This window comes from Duganella sacchari (genome assembly GCF_900143065.1).
GTDB lineage: Bacteria > Pseudomonadota > Gammaproteobacteria > Burkholderiales > Burkholderiaceae_D > Rugamonas > Rugamonas sacchari.
The window spans coordinates 72,704-86,392 of record NZ_FRCX01000006.1 but is presented as its reverse complement, the minus strand read 5'-3'; the positions used below and the strand labels follow the sequence as shown (position 1 = coordinate 86,392).

At 60.8% G+C, this 13,689-nt stretch carries 10 protein-coding genes; 5 read left to right on the top strand and 5 right to left on the bottom strand.

Annotated elements, in window-relative coordinates:
• Nucleotides 1-12: 12 nt before the first annotated feature.
• Complete coding sequence (locus BUA36_RS14325) at nucleotides 13-645, top strand: hypothetical protein (protein WP_072785632.1); 633 nt, start codon at nucleotides 13-15, stop codon at nucleotides 643-645.
• A gap of 160 nt (nucleotides 646-805) precedes the next feature.
• Here BUA36_RS14325 and rsmA read toward each other — a convergent pair whose 3' ends face one another.
• The 5 genes from rsmA to ltrA all read right to left on the bottom strand — a co-directional run bounded on the left by rsmA (nucleotide 806) and on the right by ltrA (nucleotide 8,289).
• The gene (gene rsmA / locus BUA36_RS14320) at nucleotides 806-1,576 is read right to left on the bottom strand and encodes a 16S rRNA (adenine(1518)-N(6)/adenine(1519)-N(6))-dimethyltransferase RsmA (protein WP_072785630.1); all 771 of its coding nucleotides are present in this window, start codon (nucleotides 1,574-1,576) and stop codon (nucleotides 806-808) included.
• Entirely contained in the window at nucleotides 1,573-2,607 is a 1,035-nt protein-coding gene (gene pdxA, locus BUA36_RS14315) for a 4-hydroxythreonine-4-phosphate dehydrogenase PdxA (protein ID WP_229255711.1), read from the bottom strand. Before pdxA ends, rsmA begins: the two co-directional genes overlap by 4 nt.
• A 51-nt stretch (nucleotides 2,608-2,658) precedes the next feature.
• Nucleotides 2,659-4,125: a peptidylprolyl isomerase gene (locus BUA36_RS14310; RefSeq protein WP_072785627.1), complete on the bottom strand. Its 1,467-nt coding sequence runs from the start codon at nucleotides 4,123-4,125 to the stop codon at nucleotides 2,659-2,661.
• Nucleotides 4,126-4,207: 82 nt separating this feature from the next.
• A complete protein-coding gene (locus BUA36_RS14305) occupies nucleotides 4,208-6,445 on the bottom strand; it encodes an LPS-assembly protein LptD (RefSeq protein ID WP_371851451.1) in 2,238 nt (745 codons plus the stop codon).
• 143 nt (nucleotides 6,446-6,588) lie between these two features.
• Complete coding sequence (gene ltrA / locus BUA36_RS14300; RefSeq protein ID WP_072785623.1) at nucleotides 6,589-8,289, bottom strand: group II intron reverse transcriptase/maturase; 1,701 nt, start codon at nucleotides 8,287-8,289, stop codon at nucleotides 6,589-6,591.
• Nucleotides 8,290-9,429: 1,140 nt separating this feature from the next.
• Between ltrA and BUA36_RS14295 the strand changes: the two genes are divergently transcribed.
• The 4 genes from BUA36_RS14295 to BUA36_RS14280 are packed head-to-tail and all read left to right on the top strand — an operon-like array spanning nucleotide 9,430 to nucleotide 13,687.
• Nucleotides 9,430-10,473 (top strand): aminoglycoside phosphotransferase family protein, encoded by a 1,044-nt coding sequence (locus tag BUA36_RS14295; RefSeq protein WP_072785621.1) that lies wholly within the window; start codon nucleotides 9,430-9,432, stop codon nucleotides 10,471-10,473.
• Between the two features lie 10 nt (nucleotides 10,474-10,483).
• Entirely contained in the window at nucleotides 10,484-11,218 is a 735-nt protein-coding gene (gene murU, locus BUA36_RS14290; protein ID WP_072785619.1) for an N-acetylmuramate alpha-1-phosphate uridylyltransferase MurU, read from the top strand.
• Entirely contained in the window at nucleotides 11,218-12,555 is a 1,338-nt protein-coding gene (gene pepP / locus BUA36_RS14285; protein ID WP_072785617.1) for a Xaa-Pro aminopeptidase, read from the top strand. Before murU ends, pepP begins: the two co-directional genes overlap by 1 nt.
• Nucleotides 12,548-13,687 carry a UbiH/UbiF/VisC/COQ6 family ubiquinone biosynthesis hydroxylase gene (locus BUA36_RS14280; RefSeq protein WP_072785615.1) on the top strand — a complete coding sequence of 380 codons (1,140 nt, stop codon included), beginning with the start codon at nucleotides 12,548-12,550 and terminating at the stop codon, nucleotides 13,685-13,687. Before pepP ends, BUA36_RS14280 begins: the two co-directional genes overlap by 8 nt.
• The last annotated feature ends 2 nt before the right edge of the window (nucleotides 13,688-13,689 follow it).

The window sequence follows — 13,689 nt, the reverse complement described above, 5'->3', positions numbered from 1 at the left end:
CTGGAGAATTAGATGAAATTTTCGTATGTATGCACCGCTGCTGCGCTGGCGCTGACTGCTGTTCTGGCCGCTTGCGGCGGCAAAGCGCAATTTACGGTGCAAGGCTCGGCGGTCAACGTCAATAGCACCGGCCTGGTCCTGGCCAACGGCGGTGATACCGTCTCGGTGCCGGTGGCCGCCACCACGTTTGCGTTTCCCAAGCAAATCGACTACGGCACCGACTACAACATCGTGGTACAGAAAAATCCTGACAATATGCAGTGCAGCGTGGCAGGCGGCCAGGGTTCGGCCGGCCACACCGTCACCATCCAGGCGCTGGTGACCTGCGTCCAGAACAGCTACATCCTGAGCGGCCAGATCACCGGCCTGACGCCTGACCCGGTGACCAAGGCGGCACGTACCGTGACGCTGCTGAACGGCTCGACCGGCGGCGCCATCGCCATCAGCAGCGATGCGACCACCAATGGCACCGGCGACTTTGCGTTCGGCATTGCCGTCTACACCGGCCAGGCTTACGGCGTGACCGTGCAGGATCCGAAAAACAATCTGATCTGCACCGTCACCAATGGCACCGGCGTGATGCCAAACAGCCCGGTCAGCAACGTCCTGGTCAACTGCACCCAGGCACCGGCAACCTCCGGCTAAGAGGGATGAGATATATGTTTTCCAAATAATTGATATTTGGAAAATAAAGTAGCAATATATGCTGTAACGCAGCATACTGCACTTGTCTCCTCCACTTCTTGCAAAGGAAATGGATTCAGCCCGCTAGCTTTAGCGGGCTTTTTTTTGTCTTGAGGAAAAGTTACAGCAGGTTGGCCAGCGCCACGTACTGGGCCAGGCCCACGGCTTCCGGACGGTCGGTGGGCGTGATGCCGGCAGCGATGATCTGTTCTTCGGTGAACATGCCGCTCAGGCAGTTACGGATGACTTTACGGCGCTGCGAGAAGGCTTTCTGCACCACGGCTTCCAGCTTGGCCTGGTCGCACGGCAGCGGATTGGCAATCGGGATCATGCGGACGATGGCCGAATCCACCTTGGGCGGCGGATCGAACGCTTCCGGCGGCACCACGAACAGCAGCGACATGTCATAGCGCCATTGCAGCATCACCGACAGGCGGCCATAGACCTTGCTGCCCGGCTCTGCCACCATGCGCTCCACCACCTCTTTTTGCAGCATGAAGTGCTGGTCCTGCACGCGCGTGGCAAACGTCGCCAGGTGGAACAGCAGCGGGCTGGAAATGTTGTATGGCAGGTTGCCGACGATGCGCAGCTTGTCGCCCTCCGGCACCGGGATGGCGCCAAAGTCAAACTTCAGCGCGTCGCCGGAATGCACGGTCAGCCTGTCGCGCGGATAGGCTTTTTCCAGCCGCGCCACCAGGTCGCGGTCCAGCTCCACCACGTGCATGTGCTTCAGCGAGCGCAGCAGCTGGTCGGTCATGGCCGCCAGGCCGGGGCCGATTTCGACCATGGTGTCGCCAGGCTGCGGGTTGATGGATTCGGTAATGCTGCCCAGCACATGCTGGTCATGCAGGAAGTTTTGGCCGAAGCGTTTGCGGGCTACGTGTTGTTTCATTTTTTATTGTCCAAAGAATTATTTGCCATGGCCAGCGCGGCGCTGATGGCCTGCTCCATGCTGCCGCAGTCGGCCTGGCCCAGGCCTTGCGCGGCCAGGTCCAGCGCCGTGCCGTGATCGACCGAGGTGCGGATCAGCGGCAGGCCCAGCGTAATGTTGACGCCATGGCCAAAGGTGGCGTACTTCAACACCGGCAAGCCCTGGTCGTGGTACATGGCCAGCACGCAGTCGGCGCCTTGCAGGTACTTGGGCTGGAACAGCGTGTCGGCCGGATATGGCCCCGCCGCGTCGATGCCGCGCGCCTGCGCCGCCGCGATGGCCGGCGTGATGGTGTCGATCTCTTCGCGCCCCAGATAGCCGCCCTCGCCCGCATGCGGGTTCAGGCCGCACACCAGGATGCGCGGGCGGGCGATGCCGAACTTGTGGCGCAGGTCGGCATCGATGATGTCCAGCACGCGCGCCAGCCCGTCCAGGGTCAGCGCCGCCGATACCTGTTTCAACGGCAGGTGCGTGGTCGCCAACGCCACGCGCAGCGCGTCGCCGGAACCGGCTTGTGGGCCGGCCAGCATCATCACCACCTGCCCGGCGCCGGTCTTTTCCGCGAAGTATTCGGTATGGCCGGAGAACTTGACGCCGGCGTCGTTGATGGTGCTCTTTTGCAGCGGCGCCGTGACCACGGCCTCGAACCAGCCGGCCTGCACGCCTTCAATCGCGGCGTCCAGCGTGGCCAGCACGGCGCGGCCGTTTTCCTTGTCCAGCCGGCCCGGCACCACGTGGGCGTCCAGCGGCACGTCGATCACGCTGATGCGGTCGGCGCCAAAGTGCGGCAGGCCGCCATTGCGCACCGCCATCAGCGACAGCGAGGACAGGCGGATCGCGGGGTCGATCTCGGCGGCCGTCATGGCCAGGAAGGCGGCATCGCCCAGCAGCACGCAATTGACTTCGTGCCGCCGCGCCCAGGCCGCGCGGATCGAGATTTCCGGGCCGATGCCGGCCGGTTCGCCGATGGTGACGGCAATAGCAGGGCGCACTCCCGGGCGCCGTTGAGGTGAAGTGGCGCTCAAGTGTGCTCCCCTTTCTTGTTACTTGTTGGCGGCGTTGGCGGCCTTGTCGTCTTCGTTGCGGTACTCAACGTAGGCGCGGTCGCGGACTTCACGCTGCCAGCTTTCGGTGGCTTCTTCCAGTTTGCGGTCCCGCAGCGCCTGGCGCGCGTTGTTGCGCTCGCGCTCTTTCGAGACGTCGTCGCTCTTACGTTCCAGCACCTGGATCAGGTGCAGGCCGAAGCTGGTTTCCACCGGCTGGCTGATTTCGCCGATTTTCAGGTTGTTCATGGCCGTTTCGAATTCCGGCACGATGTCGCCGGGATAGAGCCAGCCCAGATCGCCGCCCTTGGCCGCCGAACCATCGTTCGAGACCAGGCGCGCCAGGTCTTCAAACTTGGCGGCGTTGTTGTCCAGACGCTCCTTCAGGTCCAGCAGCTTGCGCTTGGCGTCCGCCGCACTCATGGCCGGCGTGACCTTGATCAGGATGTGGCGCGCGTGGGTCTGCTGCACTGCGGCCACGGCTTGCGCCTCGGCCAGGCTGCGGCGGTCCACCGCCTTCAGGATGTGGAACGCGCCGGTGCTCTTGATGATCGGCGTCACCTGGCCCGCTTTCAGCTTGGACAGCGCTTCGGCAAACACCGGCGGCAGACGCTCGGGCTGACGCCAGCCCACCACGCCGCCCTGCAGCGCATCGCTGGCGTCCGAGTAGGTCGCCGCCATCTTGGCGAAGTCGGCGCCGGTGCGCAGCTGGCGCATCACTTCTTCGGCGCGGGCGCGGCGCTGGGCGATCACTTCCGCCGTGGCGTTGTCCGGAATGCGTATCATGATCTGCGAGATATTGACTTCAAACTGCTCGGCGGCAGCGGCTTTTTCAGCCGCCACGAAGCTGTCCACCTCGGCGTCGGAAATCTGGATCTTGGCATCCACCTCATGCTCGCGCAGACGCTGCATGATGATCTCTTCGCGGATCTCTTCGCGGAAGGCCGCATACGGCGTGCCATCCTTTTCCATCTGGTTGCGCAGGTCCTGCACGGTCAGCTTCTGCGCTTCGGCGATACGCTGAATGGCGCGGTCCAGTTGCAGGTCGTCCACGCGCACGCCAAATTCCTTGGCCATCTGCAGCTGCGAACGTTCGACAATCATGCGCTCCAGCAGTTGGCGGCGCAGGTCGGCGGCCGACGGCATCTGCACGTTCTGCGCCTTCATGCGGGCGGTCACGGTCTTGATGCGGTTATCCAGTTCGCGCTGGGTGATGACGTCGTCATTGACCACCACCACGATCGAGTCCACCGAGACATTGCCCGTTTCGCCAGGCGGAATAAAGCCGGCGGTGGCCTCTTTTTTGGCAGCAGGTTTGGCGTCAGCAGCCGGTGCGGCCGCCGTAGCGGCAGGCGCGGTGGGCGCTTCGGCTTTTTTCTTCGACGAGAACAGGCTGCAACCGCTGAGCGCGGCCGTGCACAACAGGACTGCGAGGACTTTCATCTGGTACTTACTGGCATTACGCATGGTAGAACGCTCAAGAGGTGTAAAAAAGTCAAAAAGCGCCGCGACATGTTTTGCGCGGCGGACGCCAAGTGTACATCAGGAGTTAGCGGCCATAGCCCTCATTCAGGCGCTGGTAGCCAGGAATACTGCTCTTCATCGCTTCCAGCGGGCTGCCGACGCCCAGGTGCGACAGGCCGTTCAGCTCCAGCTGGAAGAAGATCTGGGTCGAGGCCTTGGTCGACGTGGTCACGAAGCGCTGCGCGCCGGTACGGAACACCCAGCAGTCGGCGTTGTATTCCAGACCGACCAGGCTTTCCAGGATCTTCTTGTCCTGCATCGAGTAGCTGACCCGGCCCACGCCGTACCAGCGCTGGAAGATCGGCCACTGACTGGAAATTTCGATGTTCTTGAAGCTGCCGCGCAGATAGCGATAGCCCAGGTTGAGCACCTTCTTCTGCCCCGGGATCCATTGCGCGGTATAGCTTTCCGAGACGATGCGGCTGCTGCCCGGGTTGTACTGCACGGCGCTGTCGAAGGCCCAGGTTTCCGAGATACGGCCGGTTGCGGCCAGCAGCATGTCCGAGCGCGAATCGCCGACCGGGGTGGACGAATCGAGCTGCACGCGCTGGTCGCGGAAATAGAAGCGCTGGCCGAACGCCAGGCGCAGCGCCTCGGCGCCATTGGCATCGAGGAAGCGCGAGGTCAGCGCGGCGGTCAGCTGGTTGGCGTCGCCAATCCGGTCCGAACCGACGAAGCGGTTTTCGCTGAAGATCTGCGCGAAGTTGAAGGTGGCGGCGTCGGTGTCGAAGGTCGGGAAGCGGCTCTGGTCGCGGTACGGCGTATTCACATAGAACAGGCGCGGTTCCAGCGTCTGCGTCATGTTCTTGCCGCCAAATTTGACATCGCGCTCAAACACCAGGCCCGAATCCAGCGAGAAGGTCGGCACCGAGCGCGACAGATTGTCGGCCTTCTGGGTGTTGTACGCGTCCAGCTGGTAGCTGGCCATGTTGACCATCACTTTCGGCGTGATGAAGTAGCTCGAGCCGATGATCGGATAGCTCACCTGCGGAATCGCCACCAGGCGCGTGCCATTGATCAGCGTCGGATGATAGAAGCGCGTCAGCTCGGCGTTGAAGGCCCAGTCGAAGCCACCGGCGACGTCGTACTGCGCCGCGTTGAAGTTAATCGCTGGCAGACGGTCATACGGGCGCGTCACGGTCAGCGACCGGTCGATCACCGATTCCGGATCCTGCAGCACCTGGTACTTCTGTACGCGCGCGGTCAGGGTCCAGAAATCGCCAATGTAATCGGTGCGCAATTCGCGCAGCAGCTGACGCTCGGTGGAACCGGAGACGGTCTTCGAAAAGTCATTGGGATAGTTGTTATCCGAAGCGGCGCGGAAGTTCCAGCTATAGGCCCACTGCTTGGTGATGTCCTGGTTGTGGGTCGAGCGCACCATCCAGCGGTCGCTCTTTTCATTCGGATTGGCGGTGGCATACTCGCGGTCATGCGGCATGTACTCGAGGTAGGTCTCGCCCTGGTACAAGCCGCCATTGGTCTCGCCCAGATAGCGGCCCAGGGCGCCGATTTGAATGCCACGGCTGGAAATGATTTTCGGGTACAGCGTCAAATCGCGGTTCGGCGCGATATTGAAGTAGTACGGCACCACCAGTTCGGCGCCGTTCTTGGAACCGAAGCCCGGCGTCGGCGACAGCCAGCCGGAACGGCGCGCGCCCGACAGCGAGAACGACAGCGCCGGCGTGCCCAGAATCGGCACGTCCTTGAAGTAGATCAGCGTCTTGCCGGCCGTGCCGACGTCGCGGCCCGAGTCCAGGTTCAGCGTATCGGAGCGCAGATACCAGTCCGGGTCCGCGCTCTGGCAGGTGCTGTAGGTGCCGTTGATGACCACCGCTTCATCTTCGTTGATGAAGTTGAGGCGCTCGGCCTTGCCCTGCGCGTGGTTGGACTCCAGCTTGTAGGTCGGCTTGAGCATATAGCCCTTGCCGGTATCCATATTCAGCTTGAGCTCATCGCCCGTGAAATAGTCGCCGAAGCGCCAGATTTTCACATTGCCCTGGGCTTCCACCTCGTCCTCGACCTGGCGATAGCAGGCCGTATCGGCCTTGACCCGGGTCTTGTCCTTGATGATTTCCGCATCGCGCTCCAGATTCAGCTCGCGTTCCGGGCGGCCGCTGATGTCTTCGGCCATGACAGTCGTGACAGCGTTCTTGTCTTCCACGCGCGGCGCACGCTGCTTGGGCGGCATCTGGGCGTAGGCAGGCAACGCTGATACAGTGAAGATAGCGGACAGGGCATACGCCAGGCGCTGCGGTTTGGGCATGCGTGTCATGAAAAGAGGGAGCGAAGCACCATGAAAGGCGATTTTTTAATTGGAGGGTAGGAAGACTCCATTACTGGAATCCTCCCCCCTAGGAACCGTGCGTGCGACTTTCACCGCACACGGCTCGAGCTAAATAAAAGTTCCTAAACAGGAACCGGCTTCGTTACTTTCAACCCACGTTGGTGCACCTGCGAGTGGCAATTAGGGTGCAATAATACTCGATTTCCCAAGGCATCGGACCCGCCCACCATACGATATTCTATATGGTGATCGTGCCATCCGGTGTCAAAGTCCATCTCATTACCGCATAACGCGCACTTACCGCGCTGATCCACATAGAGGGTGATCCATTCCTTCCGGTAACGCATGTTTTTTACCATGCGCTCCTTCCGCAATGCCTCGCCATACATTTCCCAAGCCGGATCATAGGGGTTAAACGCCCCTTTGATTTTCGTGTGCCGCTCAATGGCTGTGCTCGCGAGCGAGTACAGGTCCATGATTGCCTTACCGCCTTGCTCTGTTGCAACTTCGCATGCAAACACCCAGTTCCTATTGCCGATTGAGCGCCAATATTTCTTGCGTATCCAATCCGCGCGCTTGGTTGGGTGCCGGCGTTTTGCCCACCGCATAAGTCGCCAGAAAATCAACGACTCCATGCGAGAGAACGCTTGTTTGGCAACTACAGGGGAGTGATATTGCGCCCACCCACGTAGCATCGGATTAAGCAGGCGTATCATGTTCTCCTGCGTTGCACCGAGATTGTCACTAATGGCGGCCCTGAGCTTTTCATAAAATGCTTTCACATTCTTCTTACTCGGCTTGATGAGCAGCGTCCCCGAGTACTTCCGGAAATTCCACCCCAGGAAATCAAACCCGTCGTCGATGTGTACGATTTTGGTTTTGGCTTTTGCTAAGCGTAGCCCCCTCAAGGCAAGGAATTCCTCTACCCAAGGTTGAATCTCGTTCGCCAGCAGCTCTTGTGAAGCCCCGGTGATGACGAAATCATCCGCATATCGTATTACGCCGACTTTGAGTTTCTTGGCTTTAGCCACACCCCATTTCGCATCAAGATGCGCAATGAGGTCAGCCTCAAGACCATTTAATGTCCAATTTGCCAACGCAGGACTGATGATACCTCCCTGCGGCGTTCCGGCTGTGGTTGCTTGCAATTGCTTACCATCCACTACTCCGGATTTCAGCCATTTCTTTAAGATCAACTTATCCATGTGGATGTTGTCAATCATCCAGTCGTGGTTGATGTTATCGAAAAACCCTTCAATGTCCGCGTCTAACACCCACTCGGCCGAGCCCTTGCGGGACAACCTGATGAAGATTTGAGACATTGCGTCGGCGGTTGCACGACTTTTCCTGAACCCGTAAGAATTCTGGTCGCTAACCGTCTCCAAGACCGGATCGAGTGCCAGCAGATGAAGCGCTTGCATGGCCCTGTCTCGCATGGTGGGTATGCCCAAGGGGCGTAACTTCCCATTCGGCTTGGGGATATTGACCCTCCTTAATGGCAGAGGTCGATACCGGGATTTTTCGAGGTTCGCTATTGCCGCATGCTTATGTTGCGGAGTTTCCCAAAGTTGCCGGTCCACTCCTGCGGTGCGCCTTCCTTGATTTTCTGTCACTCGTTTTACGGCCAATGCCTTGGCGCAAAACGAGTGGGTCAGCCACCTTTGCAAAGATTTCACCCTGCGCCAGTTGCCTTCCGACGTTGCCTTCGCTAGACGATGCTGCATGACCCTCACGTTCCTCTGAACTTTGCGCCAATTGATGGCGCTCCATTCGGTCGGTACGCGCGAGGACGCAGAATCGAACTGTTGTTCAATTACTCTCATTGCTGAAACCTCGTAAGTGAAAGCCTTTCCGAGGACGCAACTTTCCCCGAAGGGATCGTGTACATCCCTTCGGGGCGATTGATTGTCTATACAGCCGTTTGACGACTATTTCACCAGATGGAAGTCTGCCCGCTTTCGCGGCGGGACAAATCTTGAATCCCTATCCAAGCCGTTACAGCCTGGCATTCGCTTTTTCCATCCTCCCATACCTGCTCCTCCAACAGCTCCCCTTGCGGTTCGCCTGCCTTGTGGCTCGAAGATGCCGAGCCCAGGGCAGAGAATCAGGCTTACCACGTTCCCTGAGATGCCAACGCAGATCTTGCATTGCGCTTGACTGTTTAGGGTCTGCCTATCCCCCGGTGGTTGTAATGACGACGCATTCCCAGATTCAACAAGAATGTCCTACCACGGCACCGTTTGGTTAAGGCCTTGCAGCAGCTTAGGCCCATCAATATTTACGAGGGTTCAAACGGCAGTTCACATTACATTACCCTTGCAGCACTCACCTAGCCCCTGAACCGCCTTGCTGCTGGCAGTCTCCATCCCGATCATTCGCATGAGCGGGATGCCGTAGCTACACGGGGGTACATTGTCTTCGAAGCTTCACACCCCACCGTTGCCAGTGACGCATGTTCGAATAGGTGACGGGTGGTCGTACGCCCGGTCGTAGCACCTGATATTCAGGGTACGACAAGACATCTCAGAGCTTGCGCCCCGTTCGCAGCAATAATTCCAGCTCGATGACTTCAACGCCATTTCTGGCTTGCCATGATGACTCGCGAACGAGTCATCCAGATTCAACGAAAGTTCTTTTCGTGTCGTCGCAAAATAGCAACACCCATTGGCTTTTTGGGCCAATATTTCGACGTGCAGACGTGTAAGCGACAGGAAAACCTGTGCATAGACGTTGTCGGGCGAAATTGAATGGGTGGGAATTGAAGATAGACTGTAAGGATTCCGATGGACGGAGTTACACAGCCCACGCTAACATCCTTCGAAATTCAAGGACTTAGCGCATTTTTGTGGGTATATTGCTTGAACATGCTACCTCGACGGCAGCTATTTAGCGACTACGTGTCGCACTGAATCCCTTATTATATGGGAATCTTCACCTGACGCCGGTTTCCTCGGCATGCTTCAATGTCTTTATTACAGAATTTAACTTCCGATACACGTCTGGAACTGCTGGTCACGTGGCTGCGTGGCCTGAACGTCGTGGACGTCGACAGTTTGCGCCCCGCCTCGGCGGACGCCAGTTTCCGCCGTTATTTCCGTGTCAATGTTTTGCCGGAACAGCAGGCCGCCCTGGGCCACACCCTGATCGCCATGGACGCGCCGCCCGAGCGCGAAAATGTGCTGGGCTTTGTCAAAGTTGACGAAATGCTCACACATGCCGGCGTCGCCGTGCCGCGCATCATCGCCACCGATTACGAAGCGGGCCTGATGCTGCTGTCGGACCTGGGCAATACCACCTACCTGTCCGTGCTGGACCACGACAACGCCTCGACCATGTACGCCGAAGCGCTGGAAGCGCTGGTCAAGTTCCAGATGACCAGCCAGCCCGGCATCCTGCCGGAATACGACCGCGCCTTCCTGCTGCGCGAAATGAACCTGTTCCCCGAGTGGTACATCGGCCATCACCTGAAAGCCACGCTCACCGACAAGCAGGCCGCCGAGCTGCAAGGCGTGTTCGAGGCCATTTTGGCCAACGTCACGGCGCAGGCGCAGGTGTTCATCCACCGCGATTTCCATTCGCGTAACCTGATGGTGGTCGATGCGAACAATCCGGGCGTGCTGGACTTCCAGGACGCGCTGTGGGGGCCGATGGCCTACGACCTGGCCTCGCTGCTGCGCGACGCCTACGTGTCGTGGGACGAAGAAATGGTGCTGGACTGGGTGATCCGCTACTGGCAGCACGCCAAGTCGGTCGGCCTGCCGGTCAACCAGGACATCGACGCCTTCTACAAGGACTTCGAATACGCGGCGCTGCAGCGCCACCTGAAAATCCTCGGCCTGTTCTGCCGCCTGAACTACCGTGACGGCAAGGCGCAGTACCTGGAAGACCTGCCGACCGTGATGGAATACGTGCGCAAGACCGCCAGCCGCTACAAAGATCTGAAGCCGCTGCTGCGTTTGCTGGATCTGCTGGAAGACAATCAGCCGCAAGTCGGCTACACCTTCTGAGGACCGGCGCATGAAAGCGATGATCTTCGCCGCCGGACGCGGCGAACGTATGCGTCCCCTGACCGACACCACGCCCAAGCCGCTGCTGAAAGTCCGCGGCCGTCCGCTGATCGTCTGGCACATACTGAACCTGGTCAAGGCCGGCATCACGGAAATCGTCATCAATCACGCCCACCTGGGCGAGCAGATTGAGCAGACGCTGGGCGACGGCAGCCAGTTCGGCGCAAAGCTGATGTACTCGCACGAAGAGCAGGCGCTGGAAACCGCCGGCGGCATCGCCAAGGCGCGCGAACTGCTGGGCGATGCGCCGTTTGTGGCGGTGTCGGGCGACATCTACGTGCCCTACTTCGATTTTGAACAGGTCAAGGACGTCCTGCACGACAAGGATATGTGGGGCAATCCTTACGCGGCCGACAAGCGCGACATCTGCTGGCTGTATATGGTGCCGAATCCGGACTGGCATCCCGACGGCGACTTCGGCATGACCATGTACTCGCTGACCAACGAGGGTTCGCCAAAATGGACCTTCGGGAATATCGGCGTGTACCGCATGGAGATGTTCGACCGCATCGCCTCCGGCGACTACGCCAAGCTTGGCCCGCTGATCCGCGAGTACGCGGACAAGAAGCAGGTCGGCGGCGAAGTCTACGAAGGCGTGTGGCACAACGTCGGCACCGTGCAGCAGCTCGACCTGCTGAACGCGCCGCTGGCCACGTTGGCGCCGGCCAGCAAGGGTGTGCAGTAATGGATGCGCTCTCGCCGCCCGAGGCAGCACGCTACGCGTCGCGACGCGCACGCGTGCTGGCGCAGATGCCTGCGGGCGCCGTGGCGGTGCTGGCCACCGCACCGGAAGTCGCGCGCAACAGCGACAGCGATTACCTGTATCGCCACGACAGCTATTTCTACTACCTGACCGGCTTTACCGAACCGGAAGCCACGCTGGTGCTGGTCGCCGCGCAAGGTGACGCGCCCGCGCGCGCGATCCTGTTCTGCCGCCCGAAAAATCTCGACCGCGAAATCTGGGACGGCTACCGCTATGGTCCGGACGGTGCACGCGAGGCCTTCGGCTTCGACGCCGCGCACACCATTGACTCGCTGGACGAAGAAATGGCCACGCTGTTGTCCAACGTGCCAGCGCTGTACTACCCGCTGGGTGGCAAGCTCGATGCACGCGTGGCCGGCTGGCTGTCGGCCGTACGCGCCAAGTCGCGCACCGGCGTCACGCCGCCCGCCGGCACCGTCGATCTGCTGCCGCTGCTGGACGAAATGCGCCTGCTGAAAGACGCAGACGAACAGGCCATCATGCAGCGCGCCGCCAGCATCTCGGCCGCAGCCCACATCCGCGCCATGCGCGCCGCCCGCGCTGGCGTACATGAATACGAACTGGAAGCGGAGCTGCTGTACGAATTCCGCCGCAATGGCGCGCAGGCGCCGGCCTACACCTCCATTGTCGCCACGGGCGCCAATGCCTGCGTGCTGCACTACAGCGCCAATAACGCGCAGACGCGCGACGGCGATCTGGTACTCATCGACGCCGGCTGCGAGCTGGATGGCTATGCCTCCGACATCACGCGCACCTTCCCCGTCAACGGCCGTTTCAGCGCACCGCAAAAGCGCCTGTATGAACTGGTGCTGGCCGCGCAAGCCGCCGCGCTGAACGCCATCGCACCGGGCCTGCCTTACTCCGGCGCGCACGAAGCGGCGGTACAGGTGCTGGCGCAAGGCATGCTGGATCTGGGCCTGCTGAAAGGCACGCTGGATGAGGTCATCGCCAGCAAGACCTACCTGCAGTTCTACATGCACGGCACCGGCCACTGGCTGGGCATGGACGTGCACGATGTCGGCCAGTACCGCGATGTGACGCACGCCGACAAGCCATCGCGCGCGCTGCAGGCGGGCATGGTGGTAACGGTGGAACCCGGCATCTACGTGCGTCCGGCGGAAGGCGTGCCGGAAGAATATTGGAACATCGGCATCCGCATCGAAGACGATGTGCTGGTGACTGCTGACGGCCACACCATCCTGAGCGCCGCCGCGCCCAAGACCGTGGCCGAGATTGAAGAATTAATGCAGCATGACTGAACTTGATTACGACATCGCCATCTGTGGCGCTGGTCCGGCCGGCATGGCGCTGGCGGCACTGCTGGTCAAACGCGGCATGCCCGCACAGCGCATCGCGCTGATCGATGCCAAGACGCTGGACCAGGCCAGCAAGGACCCGCGCTCGCTGGCGCTGTCGTGGGGCAGCCGCCAGATCATGGAAGAAATCGGCGCTTGGCCTGCTGCGGCCACCGCCATCGAACAGATTCACGTCTCGCGCCGTGGCCAGTTTGGCCGCAGCATGATAGACCGCAAAGACTACGACCTGCCCGCGCTGGGCTACGTCACACGCTACGGTGATATCGTCAGCGCACTCGGCGCCGTGTGCGCGCGGGCGGGCATCATCTCGCTGCGCCCTGCCCGCGTACTAACACTGGACGAAGCAGCCGATGGCGTCACGCTGATCCTCGATTCCGAAGGCGCACCGAAAACGCTGCGTGCCGGGATCCTGGTGCAGGCGGAGGGCGGCCTGTTCAACGAACAGCAAACCCGCGCCACACATCGCGACTACGGGCAAACCGCCATCATCGCGCAGGTGCGCAGCAGCACACCGCCGCCACACCGTGCCTACGAACGCTTTACCGAGCAAGGTCCGCTGGCATTGCTGCCGCAGGACGACGAATACTCGCTGGTCTGGTGCGTACGCCCTGAAACCGCCAACACATTGCAAGCGCTGAACGACGCCGACTTCCTGCAGGCACTGGGCGCAGCATTCGGCGAACGCGTGGGCCGTTTCACGCACGCCACGCCGCGTCTGGCCTTCCCGCTTGGATTGAACGCCGACCCACGCAGCACCGCGCGCACCGTCGCCATCGGCAACGCCGCGCAGACGCTGCACCCGGTGGCGGGCCAGGGTTTGAATCTCGGCCTGCGTGACGTGACCGTGCTGGCACGCCTGCTGGCGCAAGGCGCCACACCGGAGATGCTGTCGCAGTTCACCACGCAACGCCAGCGCGACCGCAGCACTACCGTACGCATCACCGACACCATGGCCCGCATCTTCGCCAACGACTCGCCTGCGCAGGCCGTGCTCGGCCTCTCGCTCGCCGCCATCGACATCATCAGCCCCGCCCGCAGCCTGCTGGCTGAACTGATGATGTACGGCCGCCGTTAACG

Excerpts from the sequence above, each read along its gene's own strand:
- murU (WP_072785619.1), top strand. The coding sequence starts at position 10,484 with ATGAAAGCGATGATCTTCGCCGCCGGACGCGGCGAACGTATGCGTCCC.
- BUA36_RS14295 (WP_072785621.1), top strand. The coding sequence starts at position 9,430 with ATGTCTTTATTACAGAATTTAACTTCCGATACACGTCTGGAACTGCTG.
- pepP (WP_072785617.1), top strand. The coding sequence starts at position 11,218 with ATGGATGCGCTCTCGCCGCCCGAGGCAGCACGCTACGCGTCGCGACGC.
- BUA36_RS14325 (WP_072785632.1), top strand. The coding sequence starts at position 13 with ATGAAATTTTCGTATGTATGCACCGCTGCTGCGCTGGCGCTGACTGCT.
- rsmA (WP_072785630.1), bottom strand. The coding sequence starts at position 1,576 with ATGAAACAACACGTAGCCCGCAAACGCTTCGGCCAAAACTTCCTGCAT.
- BUA36_RS14280 (WP_072785615.1), top strand. The coding sequence starts at position 12,548 with ATGACTGAACTTGATTACGACATCGCCATCTGTGGCGCTGGTCCGGCC.
- BUA36_RS14305 (WP_371851451.1), bottom strand. The coding sequence starts at position 6,445 with ATGCCCAAACCGCAGCGCCTGGCGTATGCCCTGTCCGCTATCTTCACT.
- BUA36_RS14310 (WP_072785627.1), bottom strand. The coding sequence starts at position 4,125 with ATGCGTAATGCCAGTAAGTACCAGATGAAAGTCCTCGCAGTCCTGTTG.
- ltrA (WP_072785623.1), bottom strand. The coding sequence starts at position 8,289 with ATGAGAGTAATTGAACAACAGTTCGATTCTGCGTCCTCGCGCGTACCG.